General features: G+C 37.3%; 2 protein-coding genes. Both read left to right on the plus strand.

The genetic code is table 11. The features are described from left to right. The first annotated feature begins 112 nt into the window (after positions 1 to 112). Complete coding sequence (locus tag Q7J54_00470) at positions 113 to 19,786, plus strand: right-handed parallel beta-helix repeat-containing protein (protein ID MDO8740029.1); 19,674 nt, start codon at positions 113 to 115, stop codon at positions 19,784 to 19,786. Further along, positions 19,787 to 20,296 (plus strand): HTH domain-containing protein, encoded by a 510-nt coding sequence (locus Q7J54_00475; GenBank protein MDO8740030.1) that lies wholly within the window; start codon positions 19,787 to 19,789, stop codon positions 20,294 to 20,296. Positions 20,297 to 20,397: the final 101 nt, after the last annotated feature.

A 20,397-nucleotide genomic window follows, 5' to 3' on the forward strand; every position in this document is an offset into this window, starting at 1 on the left:
TGATGCCGGAGACCACAAAGAAATAATCTTTAATGCGAACCTCAAGAAAGGCGGAAAATATAAGCTGAGCTACACCTTTGACGCTCCAGATGAATCTCCTCAGTTCTATTTATTGGGCAAGGCAGAGATTGGCGGCTTTTCAGAAGCAAGGTACTGGCAGATTGCATCTGACCAGATTTTAAGCGATAATGATGGCTCATCCTCAATTAATGACATGACTTTAACAGAAGGAGATCCTGCAGCTGTTACAATAAGCTATTCAACAGACAACTTTGGAGTTGGAAGCTATACTTGGGTTGTTGAGCTGAGATTAGAAGATGTAAACAAGCAAAAAACAACAATAAATGAAACATGCGGCAATGGCAATGACTTCAATGTAACTTCCATGTCCACATCTTGTCCTGGCGGCCAAACTTGCACGCTGAATGCTACAGCAGGAACAGCAACTTTGGGTTGGGCAAAGTCAAAGACAGGAACTGTAACGTGGAATATACTGGCCTGCACTGGCTCATCTGCAGCTTCTCCTTACAACATCACAACAAACGAAACATCAACTGAAACTGACCAGATGACCTGGAATTTAAATACAACTGCTAATCTGATAACAGTTGCAGCTCCGCCTGATTTAACAATTCCTTCAGTATTGCAGCAATACCCAGCCAACAACTCCATTAATAACAATGGAAGTGTTGTGTTTAACTGCTCTGCAACTGACAACTCTAATTTAAAGAACATTTCGCTGTGGGGCAATTTCACTGGAACATGGGCTTTGAATGACTCATGGTGCAATGTAACAGGAACAACTGCAAGCTGCCAGTGGAACAAAACACTGCCTTCCAACACTTACATCTGGGGCTGCCGTGCTTTTGATTTAGCTAACAATTCAAACTGGACATCGCAAAATTGGACTTTAATCGTTGATACCCTTTCGCCAACATTTTCAAATGCCTTAAACAGCTCTGGATGGCAGTATGAAAATGTTACAATGAACATCACAATAAGCAACAATGCTGTTGACGGCTATATATTTTCTACCAATATTACTGGAACTTGGGCAAATGACTCATGGGTCGATATTGCCACTAATCCAACTTCATATAATGCAGTTACAACAAAAAACATTTCTCTTGCTGCTGGCGTAAGCTATGGCTGGAAGTATTATGCAAATGACACTGCTAAAAACATTGGCGAGAGCATTACCTACAATGCGACTGTTAAAACAGATACAATGCCGAATGTTTCATTAGTTTCTCCTGCTGATGGAACAAGCTCAACACTTACAAGCTTTACATTCAATGCTTCCGGAACAGATGACAGGCAGTTAGTGAACGCTACTTTATATTGGAATTATACAGGAGTATGGCTGCCGAATGAAACCATAATCATGGGCGGAACTTCAAATTCAACTAATTTTACAAGAAGCAATATGGCAGTTGGCAACTATATCTGGAATGTGAGGTTCTGCGACAATGCAGGGAATGGCAACTGCAACTTCTCACTGAGCAATTATACGCTGACAGTAAGAGCAATAGTTACATACTGCAATGGCAACTATACAGAAGGCCAGACGATATGGAACGTAACTGGCAACATAACCTGTGCGAATGAAACAATCTACGTTGCAGGCAACATAACAATCTTCAACAATGGCAGTTTAACTTTGTATAATGTTACAATCAACTTCTCTGCATTCGCAGACGGCTCTAACTTCATAAACAAATCTCCAAATGGGGGCTTGTTTATTTATGACTTAGACAGCAATGCTTCAACGCAGGAAGACGCAAGCTGGCTCATGAGCAATGATTCAACTTATGAATATGATTTCTGGGCTTTTGGAAATGGATTGAATGACAATCTGACTATAAGAAACTCAAAATTCACAGATGTAGGGTATGCAACTAAGAGCCAAGGAATACAGCTTTACAATGTAAGCAACGCTGTTGTTTCAGGGAATAATATAAGTGAGGGTGCAAGATATGGTTTGTATCTGCAGTATTCAACGAAAAATAATATATCTGGCAACACAATAAACACAACTGGAACCTCCGCTTATGGCATTTATCTTCTTGTAGGCTCAAACTCAAACACATTGCAAAGCAACACAATAACAACAAATGGAAGCTCTGGATTTGGCATTTCTCTTCGCACAGGCTCAAACTCAAACACATTGCAAAGCAACACAATAACAACAAATGGAAGTTCTGCTTATGGCATTTATCTTGATGGAATTTCTGGAGCCACTGTTAATAATAGTATAACAAACAACACAATAAACACAGCTGGAACCTCCGCTTATGGCATTTATCTTATTGTAGGCTCAACCTCAAACAACATATCAAGCAACACAATAACAACAAACGGAAGCACTAGCTATGGCATTTATTTTGATTCAAGCTCAAGTTCAACATTATCAAGCAACACAATAACAACAAGCGGAAGCACTAGCTATGGCATTTATCTTTCTTCAAGCTCAAACAACAACGCAACAAACAACATAATAACAACAAACGGAACCTCTGGTTATGGAATTTATCTTATCACAAACTCAATAGCAAACAACATAACAGGCAACACAATAACAACAAATGGAAGCAATAGCTATGGCATTTATCTTTTGACAAGCTCAGATGCAAACATAACAGGCAACACAATAACGACAAGCAATACTAACGGATTTGGAGTTTGGATTAACGGGGCTTCTGGAGCAATTCAAAGCAATACAATAACAACAAGCGGAAGCACCGGATATGGCATTTATCTTACTTTAAGCGCAAGCACAAGAGCAAAAATGTTAAGCAATACAATATTAACAAACGGGAGCAATGCTTATGGCATCTATCTTGATGGAAGTTTATCAAATAATTTTGATAGCAACATAACAAACAACATAATAAATGCAACAGGAGCTAGTTCAGATGGAATTTATATTTCTGGTAATTCAGACAATAATATTCTCAGCCTAAACAACATCTCCAAATCAGGCAGAGACGGAATAAGGATTGAAAACTCAGGAACAAACATTCCAGAAAGAAACAACATAACGAACAATATCATTCTGAATTCAACTGGAAGCGGAATATTCCTGAGAAACACTTTAACAGCTTCTCAACTTATTTATAACAACAACATCTCTTATTCCAGCAATGCTTCAATAACATTGAACAATGCTTCAAACATAACAATCATCTCTGGCTCTCTGGAATACAGCAGAGTTGGTGTAAATGCTTCCCAGTCAGTAAATGTAACTGTAACAAATGCAACATTTGTATTAAACACATTGTGGGACTTTTACATAACAAATAATTCATGGATTATCTCATTAAACAACAGCTTCAATTCAACTGCGGTAAACATAACAGGCTCTGCAGGCGATTTCAGCAACTTTACAGTAATGTGGTATGCAAGGGCGAATGTAACTAATTCAAGCGGAATCCACATGAATTCTTCCTCTGTAACCTCAACTGATGTATTTGGAGCATCAGAATGGACAGACACAACAACTAATGGATTAACTGGATGGTTTGCAACAATAGACTATGTGCAGAATGGAACTGTGATATTGGATTACAACCTGCATACTGCATCAGCTTCGGGGGTTAGTGGCCATCTTGCCAATTCTTCAACATACAATGTAAGCGTCAAGAACATTACAGGAACTCAGGTTGATATTGTGCTGAAGAATCCAAGAAGCTTCTGCAACAATAGTTATACAGCAGGACAAGCAACATGGAATATAACATCTAATTTAACTTGCGCGAATCAGACAATATATGTTGATGGAAACATAACTATATTCAACAATGGCAGCTTAACGCTTTACAATGTAACCATCAACTTCTCTGCCTTTGCAGACGGCTCAAACTTCATAAACAAATCTCCGAATGGCGGCCTATATATTTATGATTTAGACAGCAATGCCTCAACACAGGAAGATGGAAGCTGGCTTATGAGCAATAATTCAGATTATGAGTTTGATTTCTGGGCTTTTGGGAATGGAAATAATGATAATCTGACTATAAGAAACTCAAAGTTCACAGATGCTGGCTATTCAACTAAAAGCCAGGGAATACAGCTTTATAATGTGAGTAACGTTAAAGTTACAGGGAATAATATAAGTGGTGGTGCTTACTCTGGATTGTATCTGCAATACTCAGCAAACAATAACATATCAAGCAACACAATAACAACTGTAATTGAGGGATATGGAATTTATCTTTTTTCAGGCTCAAACTCAAATACATTGCAAAACAATACAATAACAACAACTGGAACCGCTGGACATAGTATTTCTATTGCTTCAAGTTCAAATTCAAATAACATAACGAGCAATACAATAACAACAAACAGCGATGGTACTAGTTATGGCATTTACCTTTCTGCAAGCTCAAATTCAAATATACAGAACAATACAATTACAACAAGAACAATTAGTGCAAACAATGGAGTTGGCATTTATCTTGATTCGGGCTCAAATTCCAGCACACTTCAAAGCAACACAATAACAACAAGCGGAATTGCCGCTTATGGCATTTCTCTTTCTTTAAGCTCTAATTCAAACACATTGCAGAGCAACATAATAACAACAAACGGAAGCTCTGGTTATGGCATTTCTCTTTCTTCAAGCTCAAATTCAAACATATTGCAAAGCAATACAATAACAACAAGTAATCTTAATGCTTGGGGCATTTATCTTTCTTCAAGCAATAATTCAAACATATCAAGCAATACTATAACAACAAATGGAACTTTGGGATACGGCATTTATCTTTCTTCAAGTTCAAGCAACAACGCAACAAGCAATAAAATTAATGCAACTGGCACAAACGCAGATGGAATTTATATTTGGTCAAATTCAGACAACAACATCATTAACTTAAACAACATCTCCAAATCAGGCAGGGATGGAATTAGGATTGGAAACTCAGGAGCAAATCTGCCAGAAAGAAACAACATAACAAACAACATCATTCTGAATTCAACTGGAAGCGGAATTTTCCTGAACAACACTTTAACAGCTTCTCAGTTCATTTATAATAACAACATCTCTTATTCGAGCAATTTCTCGATATTACTGAATAATGCTTCAAACATCACAATAATCGGCGGCTCATTGGAATACAGCAGGGTTGGTGTAAATGCTTCTCAATCAGTAAATGTAACAATCGCAAATGCCACATTTGTCTTAAACACATTGTGGGATTTCTACATCACGAACAATTCATGGCTCATTAGCTTAAACAACAGCTTCAATTCAACTGCTGTAAACATAACAGGCTCTCCAGGCGATTTCAGCAATTTTACAGTCATGTGGTATGCAAGGGCAAATGTAACAAATTCAAGCGGAATTCACATGAATTCTTCCTCTGTAACTTCAACAGATGTATTTGGAGCATCAGAATGGACAGACACAACAACTAACGGATTGACAGGATGGTTTGCTGTGATTGATTACATACAGAATGCCAGCTCAATAAACAGCTCTAATCTGCATACAGGAACTGCATCATTGACTGGTTATCTTGCTAATTCATCAACCTACAATGTAAGCGCAAAGAACATTACAGGAACTCAGGTTGATATTGTGCTGAAGAATCCAAACAAATACTGCAATAACAGCTATATACAAGGACAGGCAACGTGGAATATAACTTCTAATCTGACATGTGCGAATGAAACGATTTATGTTGATGGCAACATAACAATATTCAACAACGGCAGTTTAACATTGTACAATGTTACAATAAACTTCTCTGCATTTGCAGACGGCTCAAACTTCATCAACAAAAGCCCGAATGGCGGTCTTTACATTTATGACTTAGATAATAATGCTTCAACACAGTATGATGCTACTAAGATAATGAGCAATAATTCCAACTTCGAGTATGACTTCTGGGTTTTTGGAAATGGGTTGAATGATAACTTTACAATGCAAAACAGCAAAGTCAGTGATGCTGGTTATTTCAATATTTTCTTAAGAAGCCAGGGAATCCAGCTTTATAATGTCAACAATGTTATAATTAGTGGAAATAATATAAGTGATGGAGCAGGATATGGTTTATATCTACAATCCTCACCAAACAACAAGTTATCAAACAATACAATAAACACGACTGTAGATATTGGCATTTATCTTTCTTCAAGCTCAAATTCAAACATAGTTCAAAGCAACACAATTACAACAAGCGGAAGCTTGGGATATGGCATTTTTCTTTCTACAAGTTCAAAAAACAATATAATAAGCAACACAATTACAACAAGCGGAAGCACTGGATATGGCATTTATATTGATACAAGTTCAAACAATATTTCAAGCAACACAATTACAACAAGCGGAAGCACTGGAACTGGCATTTATATTGTTTCAGGCTCAAGCAACAATGCAACAAGCAACATAATAAATGCGACAGGAGCAAATGCAGATGGAATTTACATTTATTCTAATTCAGACAACAACATCATTAACTCAAACAACATCTCAAAATCAGGCAGAGACGGAATAAGATTAGAAAATTTTGCAGCAGGAATGTTCGTTCCAGAGCGAAACAACATAACGAACAACCTTATTTTAAACTCAACTGGAAGCGGAATCTTCATAAACAACACATTAACCGCTTCTCAGTTTATTTACAACAATAATATTTCATACTCAAGCAATAATTCAATATCATTGAACAATGCCTCAAACATAACAATCATCGGCGGCTCATTGGAATACAGCAGAACAGGGATAAACACATCCCAGTCAGTAAATGTAACAATAACAAATGCCACTTTTGTATTAAATTCATTGTGGGATTTCTATATAACGAATAACTCTTGGGTTATAAGCTTGAATAATAGCTTCAATTCAACTGCTGTAAACATAACAGGCTCTCCGGGTGATTTCAGCAATTTCACAGTAATGTGGTATGCAAGGGCAAATGTAACTAATTCAAGTGGAATTCATATGAATTCTTCCTCTGTAACCTCAACTGATGTATTCGGAGCAGCAGAATGGACGGACACAACAACTAATGGATTAACTGGATGGTTTGCTGTGATTGATTACATACAGAACGGAACAGCAGCAGTAAGCTATAATCTGCATACAGGAACTGCTTCCTTGACTGGCTATCTTACTAATTCCTCAACTTATAATGTAAGCGCCAAGAACATTACAGGAACTCAGGTTGATATTGTGCTGAAAAATGCGAATAAATACTGCAATAACAGCTATATACAAGGACAAGCAAGCTGGAACATAACTTCTAATCTGACTTGCGCGAATCAGACAATATATGTTGATGGGAATATAACAATATACAACAATGCAAGCTTAACATTACGCAATGTTACAATTAACTTCTCTGCCTTTGCAGACGGCTCTAATTTCATCAACAAATCTCCGAATGGAGGACTATTTATCTATGACTTAGACAGCAATGCTTCAACTCAGGAAGATGGAAGCTGGCTCATGAGCAATGATTCTAATTATGAATTTGATTTCTGGGCTTATGGGAATGGCGGAAATGATAATTTTACAATGCAGAACTCTAAAGTTACAGATGCCGGATATTTAACTAAATCTCAGGGAATACAGCTTTATAATGTGAGCAATGTTGTTGTTTCAGGGAATAATGTAAGTGATGGTGCCAGACATGGATTATATCTGCTGACATCAGTAAACAATAACATAACGGGCAATGCAATAAATACAACTTTGGTAGGCATTTATCTTCAGACAAACTCGAATTCAAACACAGTTCAGAGCAATACAGTAATAACAACAGGAAGCTCTGCCTACGGCATTTATCTTCAGACAAACTCGAATTCAAACACAGTTCAGAGCAATACGGTAATAACAACAGGTGGCGCTGGATTTGGCATTTATCTTCTTACAAGCTCAAACTCAAACACATTGCAAAGCAATACAATAACAACAACTGGAAGCACTGGCTATGGCATTTATCTTTCTACAGGGTCGAACTCAAACACAATTCAGAGCAATACAGTGACAACGAGCGGAAGTGTTAATGGGTTTGGCATTTTTCTTGTTTCAAGCTCAGGCTCAAACACAGTTCAGAGCAATATAATAAACACAAATGGAAGCAACGGCTACGGCATTGCCCTTGGTGCTGGCTCAAACAAAGTAACAGGCAACAAGATTAACGCAAGCGGCCCTAATGCTGATGGAATCAGAATTGTCGCTGATACCGGCAATAATATAATTAATTTGAACAATATAACATTTGCAGGTGATAATGGAATTGAAGTGATCGGGGCAGTAGAGCGAAACAACATAACAAATAACATGATCTTAAATGCCAGCAAGAATGGGATATTTTTAAATGGAACATTGAATGCTTATCAGTTGCTCTATAACAATAACATAACATACTCTGGCATTAATTATGCGGCTATATCTTTATACAATGTCTCAAACGCCACAATAATCGGCGGTATTTTAGAGAATAATACCGTTGGAATAAATGCTTCCCTATCAATCAATGTAACCATAGCTAATGTAACCTTCATTGGCAATACGTTGTGGGACTTCTACATAACAAATAATTCATGGATTATAAGCTTAAACAACAGCTTCAATTCAACTGCTGTAAACATAACAGGCTCTGCAGGCGATTTCAGCAACTTTACAGTCATGTGGTATGTTGATGTAAATGTAACAGACTCTGATTCCTTTGCTGTATCAGGAGCAACTGTTTTCGCTTATGAAAATACAACAAGCAGCTGGTCTCAGGAATGGACAGAATCAACAGGAGCAAACGGATTCACAGGCAAGTGGGCAACTATTGAATATGTCCAGAATGCAACAACTATTGTGAATTACACATCCAACTTCACTGCAAGCTATGGCACAAAGATAAACTCTACAGCAAGATACATAACCAGCAGCCAGCAGGTTGATATAAGGATACCTGTTGTAATAAAATACTGCGCTGGAAACTACACAGAAGGAACTGACTGGACTGTTGACAGGAATATAACATGCGCCAATGAGACGATTCCGGTTGCTGGCAATATTACGATCCTAAACAACGCCAGTTTATATCTGTATAACGTAACAATCGTATTTCAGGCCTTTGCGAATGGCTCCAATTTCATCAACAAATCGCCGAATGGAGGCTTATTCATCTATGATTTAGACAATAATGCATCAACACAGTATGACGCAACAATAATAAATACCACGAGCATAGTTTATGATTTTGACTTCTGGGTGTTTGGAAATAATTTGAATGATAATTTTACAATGCAGAACAGCAGGGTTACAGATGCAGGTTATTCAACAGCCGGAACAAGCAACGGAATACAGCTTTACAATGTAAGCAATGTTGTTATCACAGGGAACAATATAAGCGATAGCGGACTGCATGGCCTATTCTTGAATAAATCCAGAAACAACAACATATCAAATAATGTGATAAATACAACTGCAGCCAACGGCAACAGCATTACTCTTTGGGCAAGCTCAAACTCCACAATACAAAACAACACAATAAACACAAAATCAGGACATGGCATTTACCTTTATTCAAGCTCAGGCTCGAACATATCAAACAATTTCATAAATATAACGGCAACAAGCAGTAAACATGGGCTCTATCTTGATACAAGCTCGAATTCAAACACATTGCAAAGCAATATAATAACAACAAGTGGAATAGGAGATATGGGCATTTATCTTCTTTCAAGCACAAACAACAATATAACTGCCAATACAATAACAACAACTGGAAGTCTTGGTCATGGCATCGAGCTTATCGCAAACTCAAATACATTAACGAGCAACGTAATAAGAACAACTGGAAGCAGTGGTTATGGCATTTATTTTGATTATGCTTCAAACACCGTTGCAACAAGCAACAAAATAAACGCAACAGGCACTAATGCAGATGGAATTTATATCGGGGATTCTGATAACAATATTATTAACTTAAACAACATCACAAAATCAGGCAGGGATGGAATTAGGCTTGAAAAGGAATTAACAGGACTTCCAGAGCGGAACAACATAACAAATAACATAATTCTGAATGCAACTGGAAGCGGAATATTCCTGAACAATACATTAACAGCATCTCAATTCATTTATAATAACAACATCTCTTATTCGAGCAATTTCTCGATATTGTTGAACAATGCATCAAACATCACAATAATAGGCGGCTCTCTGGAATACAGTAGAGTGGGAATAAATGCTTCACAATCAGTGAATGTAACAATAGCAAATGCAACATTTGTTTTAAACACATTGTGGGACTTTTACATAGCAAACAATTCATGGCTCATAAGCTTGAACAACAGCTTCAATTCAACTGCCGTAAACATAACAGGCTCTCCTGGCGATTTCAGCAATTTCACAGTAATGTGGTATGCAAGGGCGAATGTAACTAATTCAAGCGGAATCCACATGAATTCTTCCTCTGTAACCTCAACTGATGTATATGGAGCATCGGAATGGACAGACACAACAACTAATGGCTTAACTGGATGGTTTGCTGTGATTGATTACATACAGAATGCCAGCTCAATAAACAGCTCTAATCTTCATACAGGAACTGCATCATTGACTGGATACTTGTCAAATTCATCAACCTATAATGTAAGCGTAAAGAACATTACAGGGACTCAGGTTGATATTGTGCTGAAGAATCCGAATAAATACTGCAATAACAGCTACACTCAAGGACAGGCAACGTGGAACATAACTTCTAATCTGACCTGTGCAAATCAGACAATCTATGTTGATGGGAACATAACAATATTCAACAATGGTTCTTTAACGCTTTACAATGTAACCATTAACTTCTCAATGTTTGCAGACGGCTCTAACTTCATAAACAAATCTCCTAATGGGGGCTTATTCATCTATGATTTAGACAGCAATGCTTCAACGCAGGAAGATGGAAGCTGGCTAATGTCAAATGACAGCAATTATGAATTTGATTTCTGGGCTTTTGGCAATGGAGCAAATGATAACTTTACTTTGAGGAACAGCAAGGTTACAGATGCTGGCTATGGCTCTAATAGCCAAGGAATACAGCTTTACAATGTAAGCAATGTTAAAGTTATAGGGAACAACATAAGTGATGGAGCAAGTTATGGATTGTATCTGCAATATTCAACAAATAATAATTTATCAAACAATCAAATAAATACAACTGCAATTTCTGGATATAGCATTTATCTTCTTACAAGCTCAAATTCAAATACTTTGCAAAGCAATACAATAACAACGAGCAACATTAATGGATATGGCATTTATCTTGATACAAGCTCAAACTCAAACATAACAAGCAATACAATAACAACAGACGGAGGCGCCGGATATGGAATTTATCTTATTTTTAGCTCAAACTCAAACATAACAAGCAATACAATAACAACAGGCGGGGGTGGTGGTTTTGGCATTTTTCTTTCTTCAAGCTCAAACACATTGCAAAGCAACACAATAACGACAAGCAACGTTAATGGATATGGCATTTATCTTTCTTCAAGCTCAAACTCAAACATAACAAGCAATACAATTACAACAAGCGGAAGCACTGCTTATGGCATTTGGCTTTCTTCAGGCTCAAGCAACAATGCAACAAGCAACATAATAAATGCAACAGGAGTAAATTCAGATGGTGTTTACATCTTTTCAAATTCAGATAACAACATAATTAACTTAAACAACATCTCCAAATCAGGCAGAGATGGAATAAGAATTGGAAATTCAGGAACAAGCCTTCCAGAGCGAAACAACATCACAAACAACATCATTCTAAATTCAACTGGCAGCGGAATCTTAATAAACAATACAAAGACAGCTTCACAATTTATTTACAACAACAACATCTCTTATTCCAGCAATAATTCCATATTCCTGAATAATGCCTCAAACATAACGATAATCGGTGGAAGTTTAGAATACAGCAAAATAGGAATAAATGCAACCAACTCAAGAAATATAACTGTTGCAAATGCCACTTTTGTCGGCAGCACATTGTGGGACTTTTATCTTGAAAATAATTCATATATCACATCGCTTAACAACAGCTTCAACAAAGCCCTGGTGAATGTGACTAATCTGGGCAATGATTACAGCAATTTCACAAATAAGTATTACGTTGACGTCAATGTAACTTGGGCTAATGATTCTGCTGTATCTGGCGCAACTGTATTCGCTTATGAAAACAGCACCGGATCATGGACACAAGAATGGACAGAATCAACAGGAACAAACGGATTCACAGGTAAATGGGCAACTATTGAATACGTGCAGAATGGGACAACAATTGTAAATTACACATCCAACTTCACAGCAAGCTATGGCGCACAGGCAAATTCAACAATAAGGTACATAACCTCATCACAGCAGGTTGATGTGAGGATAAATATGACCCCTCCTCCAGCCACATACTGCGCTGGAAATTACACACAGGGAACTGACTGGACTGTTGACAGGAACATAACATGCGCCAATGAAACGATTTATGTTGATGGGAACATAACAATCCTGAACAATGCCAGTTTGTATCTTTACAATGTTACAATAAACTTCTCTGCCTTTGCAGATGGCTCTAATTTCATAAATAAATCCCCTAATGGTGGTCTTTATATTTATGATTTAGACAGCAATGCTTCAACTCAGGAAGATGCAACTGAGATAATATCAAACAACAGCAATTTTGAGTATGACTTCTGGGTTTGGGGCAATGGATTGAATGACAACTTTACAATGCAGAATTCTTTTGTAAGGGATGCGGGATATTACAATGCTCAATGCGGCGGGGGTTCTGAAAAAATTAGTTGCGGTATTAAGTTATATAATGTGAGTGGTGTTGTTGCTACTGGAAACAACATAAGCGGAGGAAATCAATTTGGAGTATATCTGCGATATTCAACAAACAACAATTTAACAAGCAATGCAATAAATACAACGGGAGCGGATGGTGACGGCATTTATCTTTATACAAGCGCAAACTCAAACATAATACGGGGTAATACAATTACAACAAGCGGGACCATTATTGTTTATGGCAGCAATGGCATTATTCTTGATACAAGCGCAAACTCAAATAATATAACGAGCAATACAATCACAACAAGCGGAAGCTCTGGTTACGGCATTTATTTTGTTGGGAGTTCAACTTCAAATACCTTGCAGAACAACACAATCATAGCAACTAATGGTGGCGGCATCCGTCTTACTTCAAGCCCAAATACAATACAAAGCAATGCAATAACAACAAGCGGAAGCTCGGGCTATGGCATTACAGCAGGCTCAAATAACAACATAACAGGAAACACAATAACAACAAACGGAAGCACTGCTTATGGCATTTATCTTTCTGCAAGCTCAAACAACAACGCAACGAATAATATAATCAATGCAACAGGCTCAAGTACAGACGGGATTTATGTTTTTGGTAATTCAGACAACAACATATTTAACTTAAACAACATCACAAAATCTGGGAGAGATGGAATAAGAATAGCAAACTCTGGAGCAAGCCTTCCAGAGCAGAACAATATAACAAACAACATAATACTCAACTCAACAGAGCATGGAATCTTTTTCACAAACACATTTACAGCTTCTGCATTGCTGCTGAACAACAACATCTCCTACTCAGGCAATGCTTCAATAGCATTGAGCAACGCCTCCAACATCACAATCATCGGAGGCTCTCTGGAATACAGCAGAGTGGGGATTAATGCTTCACAATCAACAAATATAACAATCACAAATACTACATTTGTCTTAAACACATTGTGGGATTTCTACATAACAAACAATTCATGGCTCATAAGCTTGAACAACAGCTTCAACAAGTCTGGAGTCAATATAACTGGCGGCAGTTCCAACACAACCACTTACAATTATTCCAATTTCCAGCAGTATTGGAACGATTCCAATTCAACAGGAACTGCCTTATATTCTGCTGGAATAGCTAATCTTGATAATGGCACTGCTGATAACGATGTTGTATGGGGAGGCACAGGCTCTGTTTCTGCCTTTAAAGGCAATAGCATGTACTGGAAATACAACATTAACTCTTATTCAAACTACATCAATAATACTTTTGTGCAGTTCTGGAACAGCTCAAATACAACAACTGCCTTGTATTCAGCAGGAATGTTTGACACCAAAGGAAACGGCAAGGAAGATTCCATTGTGTTTGGCGGTGTTGGAAAGGTTTATGCTTATAACAGCAGAGGGTATAATATTTGGAACCATACATTCAGCTCTAATTCTGGAGCTATTGTTTATGATATTGAAGTGTTTAACAGAGGAACTGGCTTTAATGACACTATTGCTTTTATTGATAGTGAAGGCTCTGCAAATGGCTCTTTGATTATTTTGGATAAGGATGGGAATAAGTTATGCAATACTGCTGATTTGGGAACTGCTTATTCTATTGCTGTTGGTGATTTTAATGAGGATGGGAATAGGAGTGAGGTTGTGGTTGGTGGTTCTGGAGCTGCTATTTGGACATTTTATTCAAATTGTACACAAATTTGGAATAATTCGTTGCTTAGTGGTGATACTGTTACTGAGGTTGAAACAGGAGATTTGGATAATGATGGCTATTATGATGATATTGCAGTAGTAGATGGAAGTGTAGTTGTAAATGGTTATCTCCAGATTTTTAATGGTTCTGGAGCATCAATATGGAATTCTTCTAATTTTGGGACTCTTCCATTTTCAATTGAAATAGGTGATATAGATAATGTAGCAGGAGAAGATATTTTAATTGACGCTACTTCGTCTGGTAAAATTAATGCCTACAACGGCTCTGGTTTTAATTTATGGAATTTCACAAACCCAACCAATATTATTTATGAAATAAGATTTGGTAATTTCTCTAATAATGGAATAATTGCTTTTGTTGATATTGGACAAGATGCTTTATTTGTTCTAAACGCTTCTGGAAACCAAAGCTGGAATGCTTCTTTAGCTACAAGATATGATACTTATTACTCTTTAGCAATTGGAGATTTGGATAATGATAATTTGGATGATATTGTTATTTCTGCGCAAGATAGTGCTGGAACAGATGAAGTTTTAATGTTCAACAACTCAGGAACTAATTTATGGAACTATACAGTTGGAAATGATATAGGCTCTTTTTATGCAGACGGAGCCCTAGAAATAGCAGACATAGACGGAGATGGAAAGAATGATGTTATAGTTGGCTCTTTAGATAATTACGGCTATGTATTAAGAGCCAACAGAACAACAACCAGAAGCACTGGCTTGGTTTATGACATTGAAGTGTTTAACAGGGGCAATGGCTATAATAATACTATTGCTGTTATTGACAGCGTTGGAAGCGCAGAAGGCTCTTTATTATTATTAGACAGGTATGGGAATAAGATTTGCAACAGCAGTGATTTGGGAACTGCTTATGCTGCTGCTGTTGGTGATTTTAATGAGGATGGGAATAAGAGCGAGATTGTAATCTCGGGGGGATTAGATATTAATACTGGATTTATATATTCATTTTATGGTAATTGTAGTGAAATATGGAACAATACAATAGAGACAAATGCTATTACAGATACGAGAAGTGATGAGATTGAGGCAGGAGATTTAGATAATGATGGGTATACTGATGATATTGTAGTTAGCATAACGGGGATAGCAGGTAATAGTTATTTCTTGGTTTATAATGGCTCTGGAAACCATCAATGGAATAAAAGTAGAATAACATATTCAATAGAAATAAAAGATATTGATGGTGTAGTAGGAGAAGATATTGTAGTTGGTACTTATACCAATAATTATGATATAGAAGCTTATAATGGTTCTGGCTCTTTGTTATGGAACTTCACAGACCCAACCAATACCATTTATGAAATAAGATTCGGCAATTTCTCAAATAATGGAATAATTGCTTTTGTTGATAGTAGTCAAGATGTTTTATTTGTCTTAAACGCCTCTGGAAACCAGAGCTGGAATGCTTCTGTTGGTAGTGATACAACTGATTCTTTAGCAGTTGGAGATTTAGACAATGATGGTTTAGATGATTTGGTTGTTTCAAATACTTCTAATATTATGGCGTTTAACTATTCTGGAAGTGGTTTGTGGAACTATACAGTTGGAGGTGCAATAGGCTCTGATTACGCAGACGGAGCTTTAGAAATAGCAGACATAGATGGAGATGGAAAGAATGATGTGATTATAGCAAGTCAGGATAAGTATGGGTATGTGCTGTATGCCAACAGAACAACAACAGCAATAATATCAAATGATTATTCTAATTTCACAAATCAATATTATGTTGATGTCAATGTAACATGGTCAAATGATTCTGCTGTATCAGGAGCAACTGTATTTGCTTATGAAAACTCTACAGGACCATGGGCTCAGCAATGGACAGATACAACAGCAGACAGCGGATTCACAGGCAAATGGGCTACAATTGAATATGTGCAGAATGGCACTTCAATTGTAAATTACACTTCCAACTTCACAGCAAACTACACAACAAGCGCAAATTCAACAATAAAATACATCACAAGCTCTCAACAGGCAGATGTAAGGCTGCAATCTCAGACAGGAGTTACAACATACTGCGCTGGAAATTATACAGCAGGGCAGGCAACATGGAACATAACATCAAATGTAACATGCGCAAATCAGACAATCTATGTAGCCGGAAACATTACAATCTTCAACAATGGCAGCTTAACCCTTTACAATGTTACAATTAACTTCTCAATGTTCGGAGACGGCTCTAATTTCATCAATAAATCTCCGAATGGCGGCCTTTACATCTATGATTTAGATAATAACGCCTCAACTCAGGAAGATGCAACTGAAATAATATCAAACAACTCTAATTTTGAATATGACTTCTGGGTGTTTGGCAACGGAAACAATGACAACTTTACAATGCAAAACTCAATTACAAGAGGTGCCGGATATACGCCAATAAGGAGCCAAGGCATTCAGCTTTTCAATATCAGCAATGTTAAAGTTACAGGAAATAACATAAGTGATGGAGCAAAATATGGGCTTTATCTGCGGATTGCTTCAGCAAACAACAATATATCGGGAAATTCAATAAATACAACAGGAAGCTCTGGGCACGGTATTTTTCTCGATAAAAGGTCAAATTCAAACATCATTACAAACAACACCATAACAACAAACGGAGATTTAAGCAACAATATCAAAAGCTCAGGAAGCTCAAATACAATCCAAAATAATATACTGGCTACAGGAGACGTTCTTACAACAAGCTCAACTGCAATCCGCCTGGATTCTGGCTCTAATTCCAGCACTATTTTGAACAATACTATTTCAACTCTTGGAAATGAAAGTCATGGGATTTTTATAACTCAAGGCTCAGTTTCTAACAACATTTCAGGCAATACAATCACAACTTATGGAAATTACAGTTATGGGGTATTTATGGGAACGGCTTCAAACTCAAATATTGTAGAAAGAAATTCAATAACAACAGGCGGATATCAGGGAGATGGCATTAGGATTTCAAACAGCGCCAATACAACAAGCCAATACAACACAATAACAACGAACAACAGCAATGGCTTCGGGGTTCATTTGTTGGGAGCTGGCGACAACTTCATTTTAAACAACACAATAAAAACAAGCGGAAGTGATGGTATGGGCATGAGGCTTTCGTCTGAAGCGAAATCAAACAGGATAGAAAACAACACAATAACAACAAATGGAAGCGCAGGCTTTGGGATTTTTTCATCTAATCATTATAACTTGACAATAAAAGGAAACAAAATAACCACTGGGTATACAAATGCTTCTGGAATATGGCTGCAATCAAGCTCGAATGACAGCCTGATAAATAACAGCATTACAACGAACAACAATTCAACTGGAATTTTCTTAGAAAATGTCTTTAATATCAGCATAATTGGAGGGGTTTTTGAAAATAATTCAGTAGGAATTAATTCAAGTGATGGAGCAAATGTCACAGTTTCAAATGCAACCTTCATTAGAAGCTCATTGTGGGACTTTTACATAACCAATAATTCTTGGGTTACGAGTTTAAACAACAGCTTCAACAAGAGCAAAGTCAATGTAACTGGCTCTGCAAGTGATTTTAGCAATTTTACAGTACAATGGTATGTCGATGTAAATGTAACTTGGTCAAATGATTCAGTTGTATCAGGCGCAACTGTATTCGCTTATGAAAACAGCACAGGAAGCTGGATTCGGCAATGGAACGACACAACAGCAGCAACTGGATTCACAGGAAAATGGGCAACAATAGAATATGTGCAGAATGCAACAGTCATTGTGAATTACACATCCAACTTCACTGCAAATTACAGCGATCAAGCCAACTCAACAATAAAATACATAACAAGCAGCCAGCAGGCTGATGTCAGACTGAATTCAACTGCAGCAGCACCTCCTGCAAATGTAACCTTCAACATAACCTTCCTGATCACAAAAACATTATCGCCAGATATGGTAATGGCAGCTTCAACTGAAACAATTAATGTAACAACAACTGTAAAAGTCAACAGGACAACAAACGATATTTCCTTCATAAACATCACAGATGAAATTCCATATGACTTCGTATATGAAAACGAATCAAGAATCTCTGTTCTTTTCATCAATTGGAGCGATGCCGGATCAAACACAATTGACATAACTGCAAATGTAACAAAAACAATAGTTGACTATGCAGGAACAGTAAACACCTGGTTAATCATAAACATCTCAAACATGTCAACTTCTTTGGGATATTACATGACTGAAAACGACAGCATACAGATCAATTACCTGATGAACAGCTCTATGATGAACCCAAACGATACAAGAATTGTCTACACAAATGTTACAGTCAAGGATATTGCGTCAAACGAAGCAGCAGACTTCAAATTGACAAACATAACATCATCTCAAATCGTATTAAGAGGCTACAAAAAAATATCAGTTGATCCAGCTAACCCTCAAAACGTGACAGTTGGCATAGAGATGCAGTCATTAGGTGGAAAATTAACAAGCATCTTATTAGTTGATTATCTGCCAAGTTCAATAACAGCAAAATCAAATTTAGTCGGATTAAACATAACTTATTACAACAAAACTTCAAACAGCTACAAGACATTGACAGAGCCAGAAGATTACAAATTAGGCAATCCTTACAATTCAACGCTGCCAGACGGCCAGCCCGCATCAGTTTTCGCATACAACTTCAGCTACAATTTCACAAATTGGGACGGAACAATATACGAAAATGATTCTATACTGATCAATTACAGCATTGCAATAGCAGGAGGCGGCTCATGGGTATTGCCTGCAATCATAGGCGGCTGGGATCCTCAATATCAGAAGCACATCAAGACAGAGATGTACACCCAGGCAGATGTGCCGAGCTTTGATGTAATCACAAAAGTCCTGACTCCAAAAATAAAAGCAGGAGAAGATGTAAAGGCACTCTTACAAATGCTCAATGTCGGCGGACCAAAAGCAAAAGTTGATGTCTTTGTGACTTACAGCATGAAAACAATGGCTGGAGAATTGATAACAGAAAGGTCGGAAACACTGGCAGTTGTCGAGCAGAAAGAAAAAGAGCTGGTGCTCCCGACTCCTTCAACCATAAAGCCGGGAATGTATACGTTTGAAACTTTTGTCACATACACTGGAAGAGAAGCAGTCTCAACAGATGTGTTTGAAGTTCTCGGGGAAAAAGGATCTGCAGGATTTAATGCACAGTGGCTCATGTTCGGGATATTCGGATTAGTCATGGTTTTAATAGTGATTTTTGTCATAATAAGGACGAGGAAAAAGTAAATGGATAAAATCAAGGCAGCAGAAACAATGAAAATGGGCGCAGATTTAGCCAGCCCTGGCTCTCGTAATTTCCTGCAGCAAAAAACAAAAGACGAGCTTATTGACCTCATCCTTATGCAAAAAGAAGAAAAAGTGCCGATCTCCATTTTCAAAAATGAACTTGGCCCCTTGGAAGCTGTTGTCAAATTTCTGAAAGAAAACAAATCACTCACAATAACGCAGATTGCAGCAAAGCTTAACAGAAGCAGCAAGACAATATGGACAACTTACAACAATGTGAAGGATAAAAAAATAAAGATCAGAGCATCCCAATACTTCATTCCTGTCTCTTTTTTATCCAAGAAAAAATTGTCAATTCTTGAATCAATTGCATCTTATCTCAAGAATGTTGAATCCCTCACATTCCACCAGATTGCTGAGCTGACAAACAGGGATGACAGGACAATATGGACATGCCATCACAGAGCTGTGCTGAAAACAGGGGATAAAAATGAAAAGGCGCATATATGAGTCAGTTTACTATTAAGTAAACATATGTTTACTATAACACAAACAAGGTGAAAACATGGCAAAAAGAGCCGTTTTGAGTTCAATTGCCGATAATGTCGGGA

The organism is Candidatus Woesearchaeota archaeon (assembly GCA_030651135.1).
Lineage (GTDB): Archaea > Nanobdellota > Nanobdellia > Woesearchaeales > JACPBO01 > JACPBO01.

What these genes read in the sequence shown, in the direction of transcription:
- Q7J54_00475 (MDO8740030.1), top strand. Translation starts at nt 19,787, where the DNA reads ATGGATAAAATCAAGGCAGCAGAAACAATGAAAATGGGCGCAGATTTA.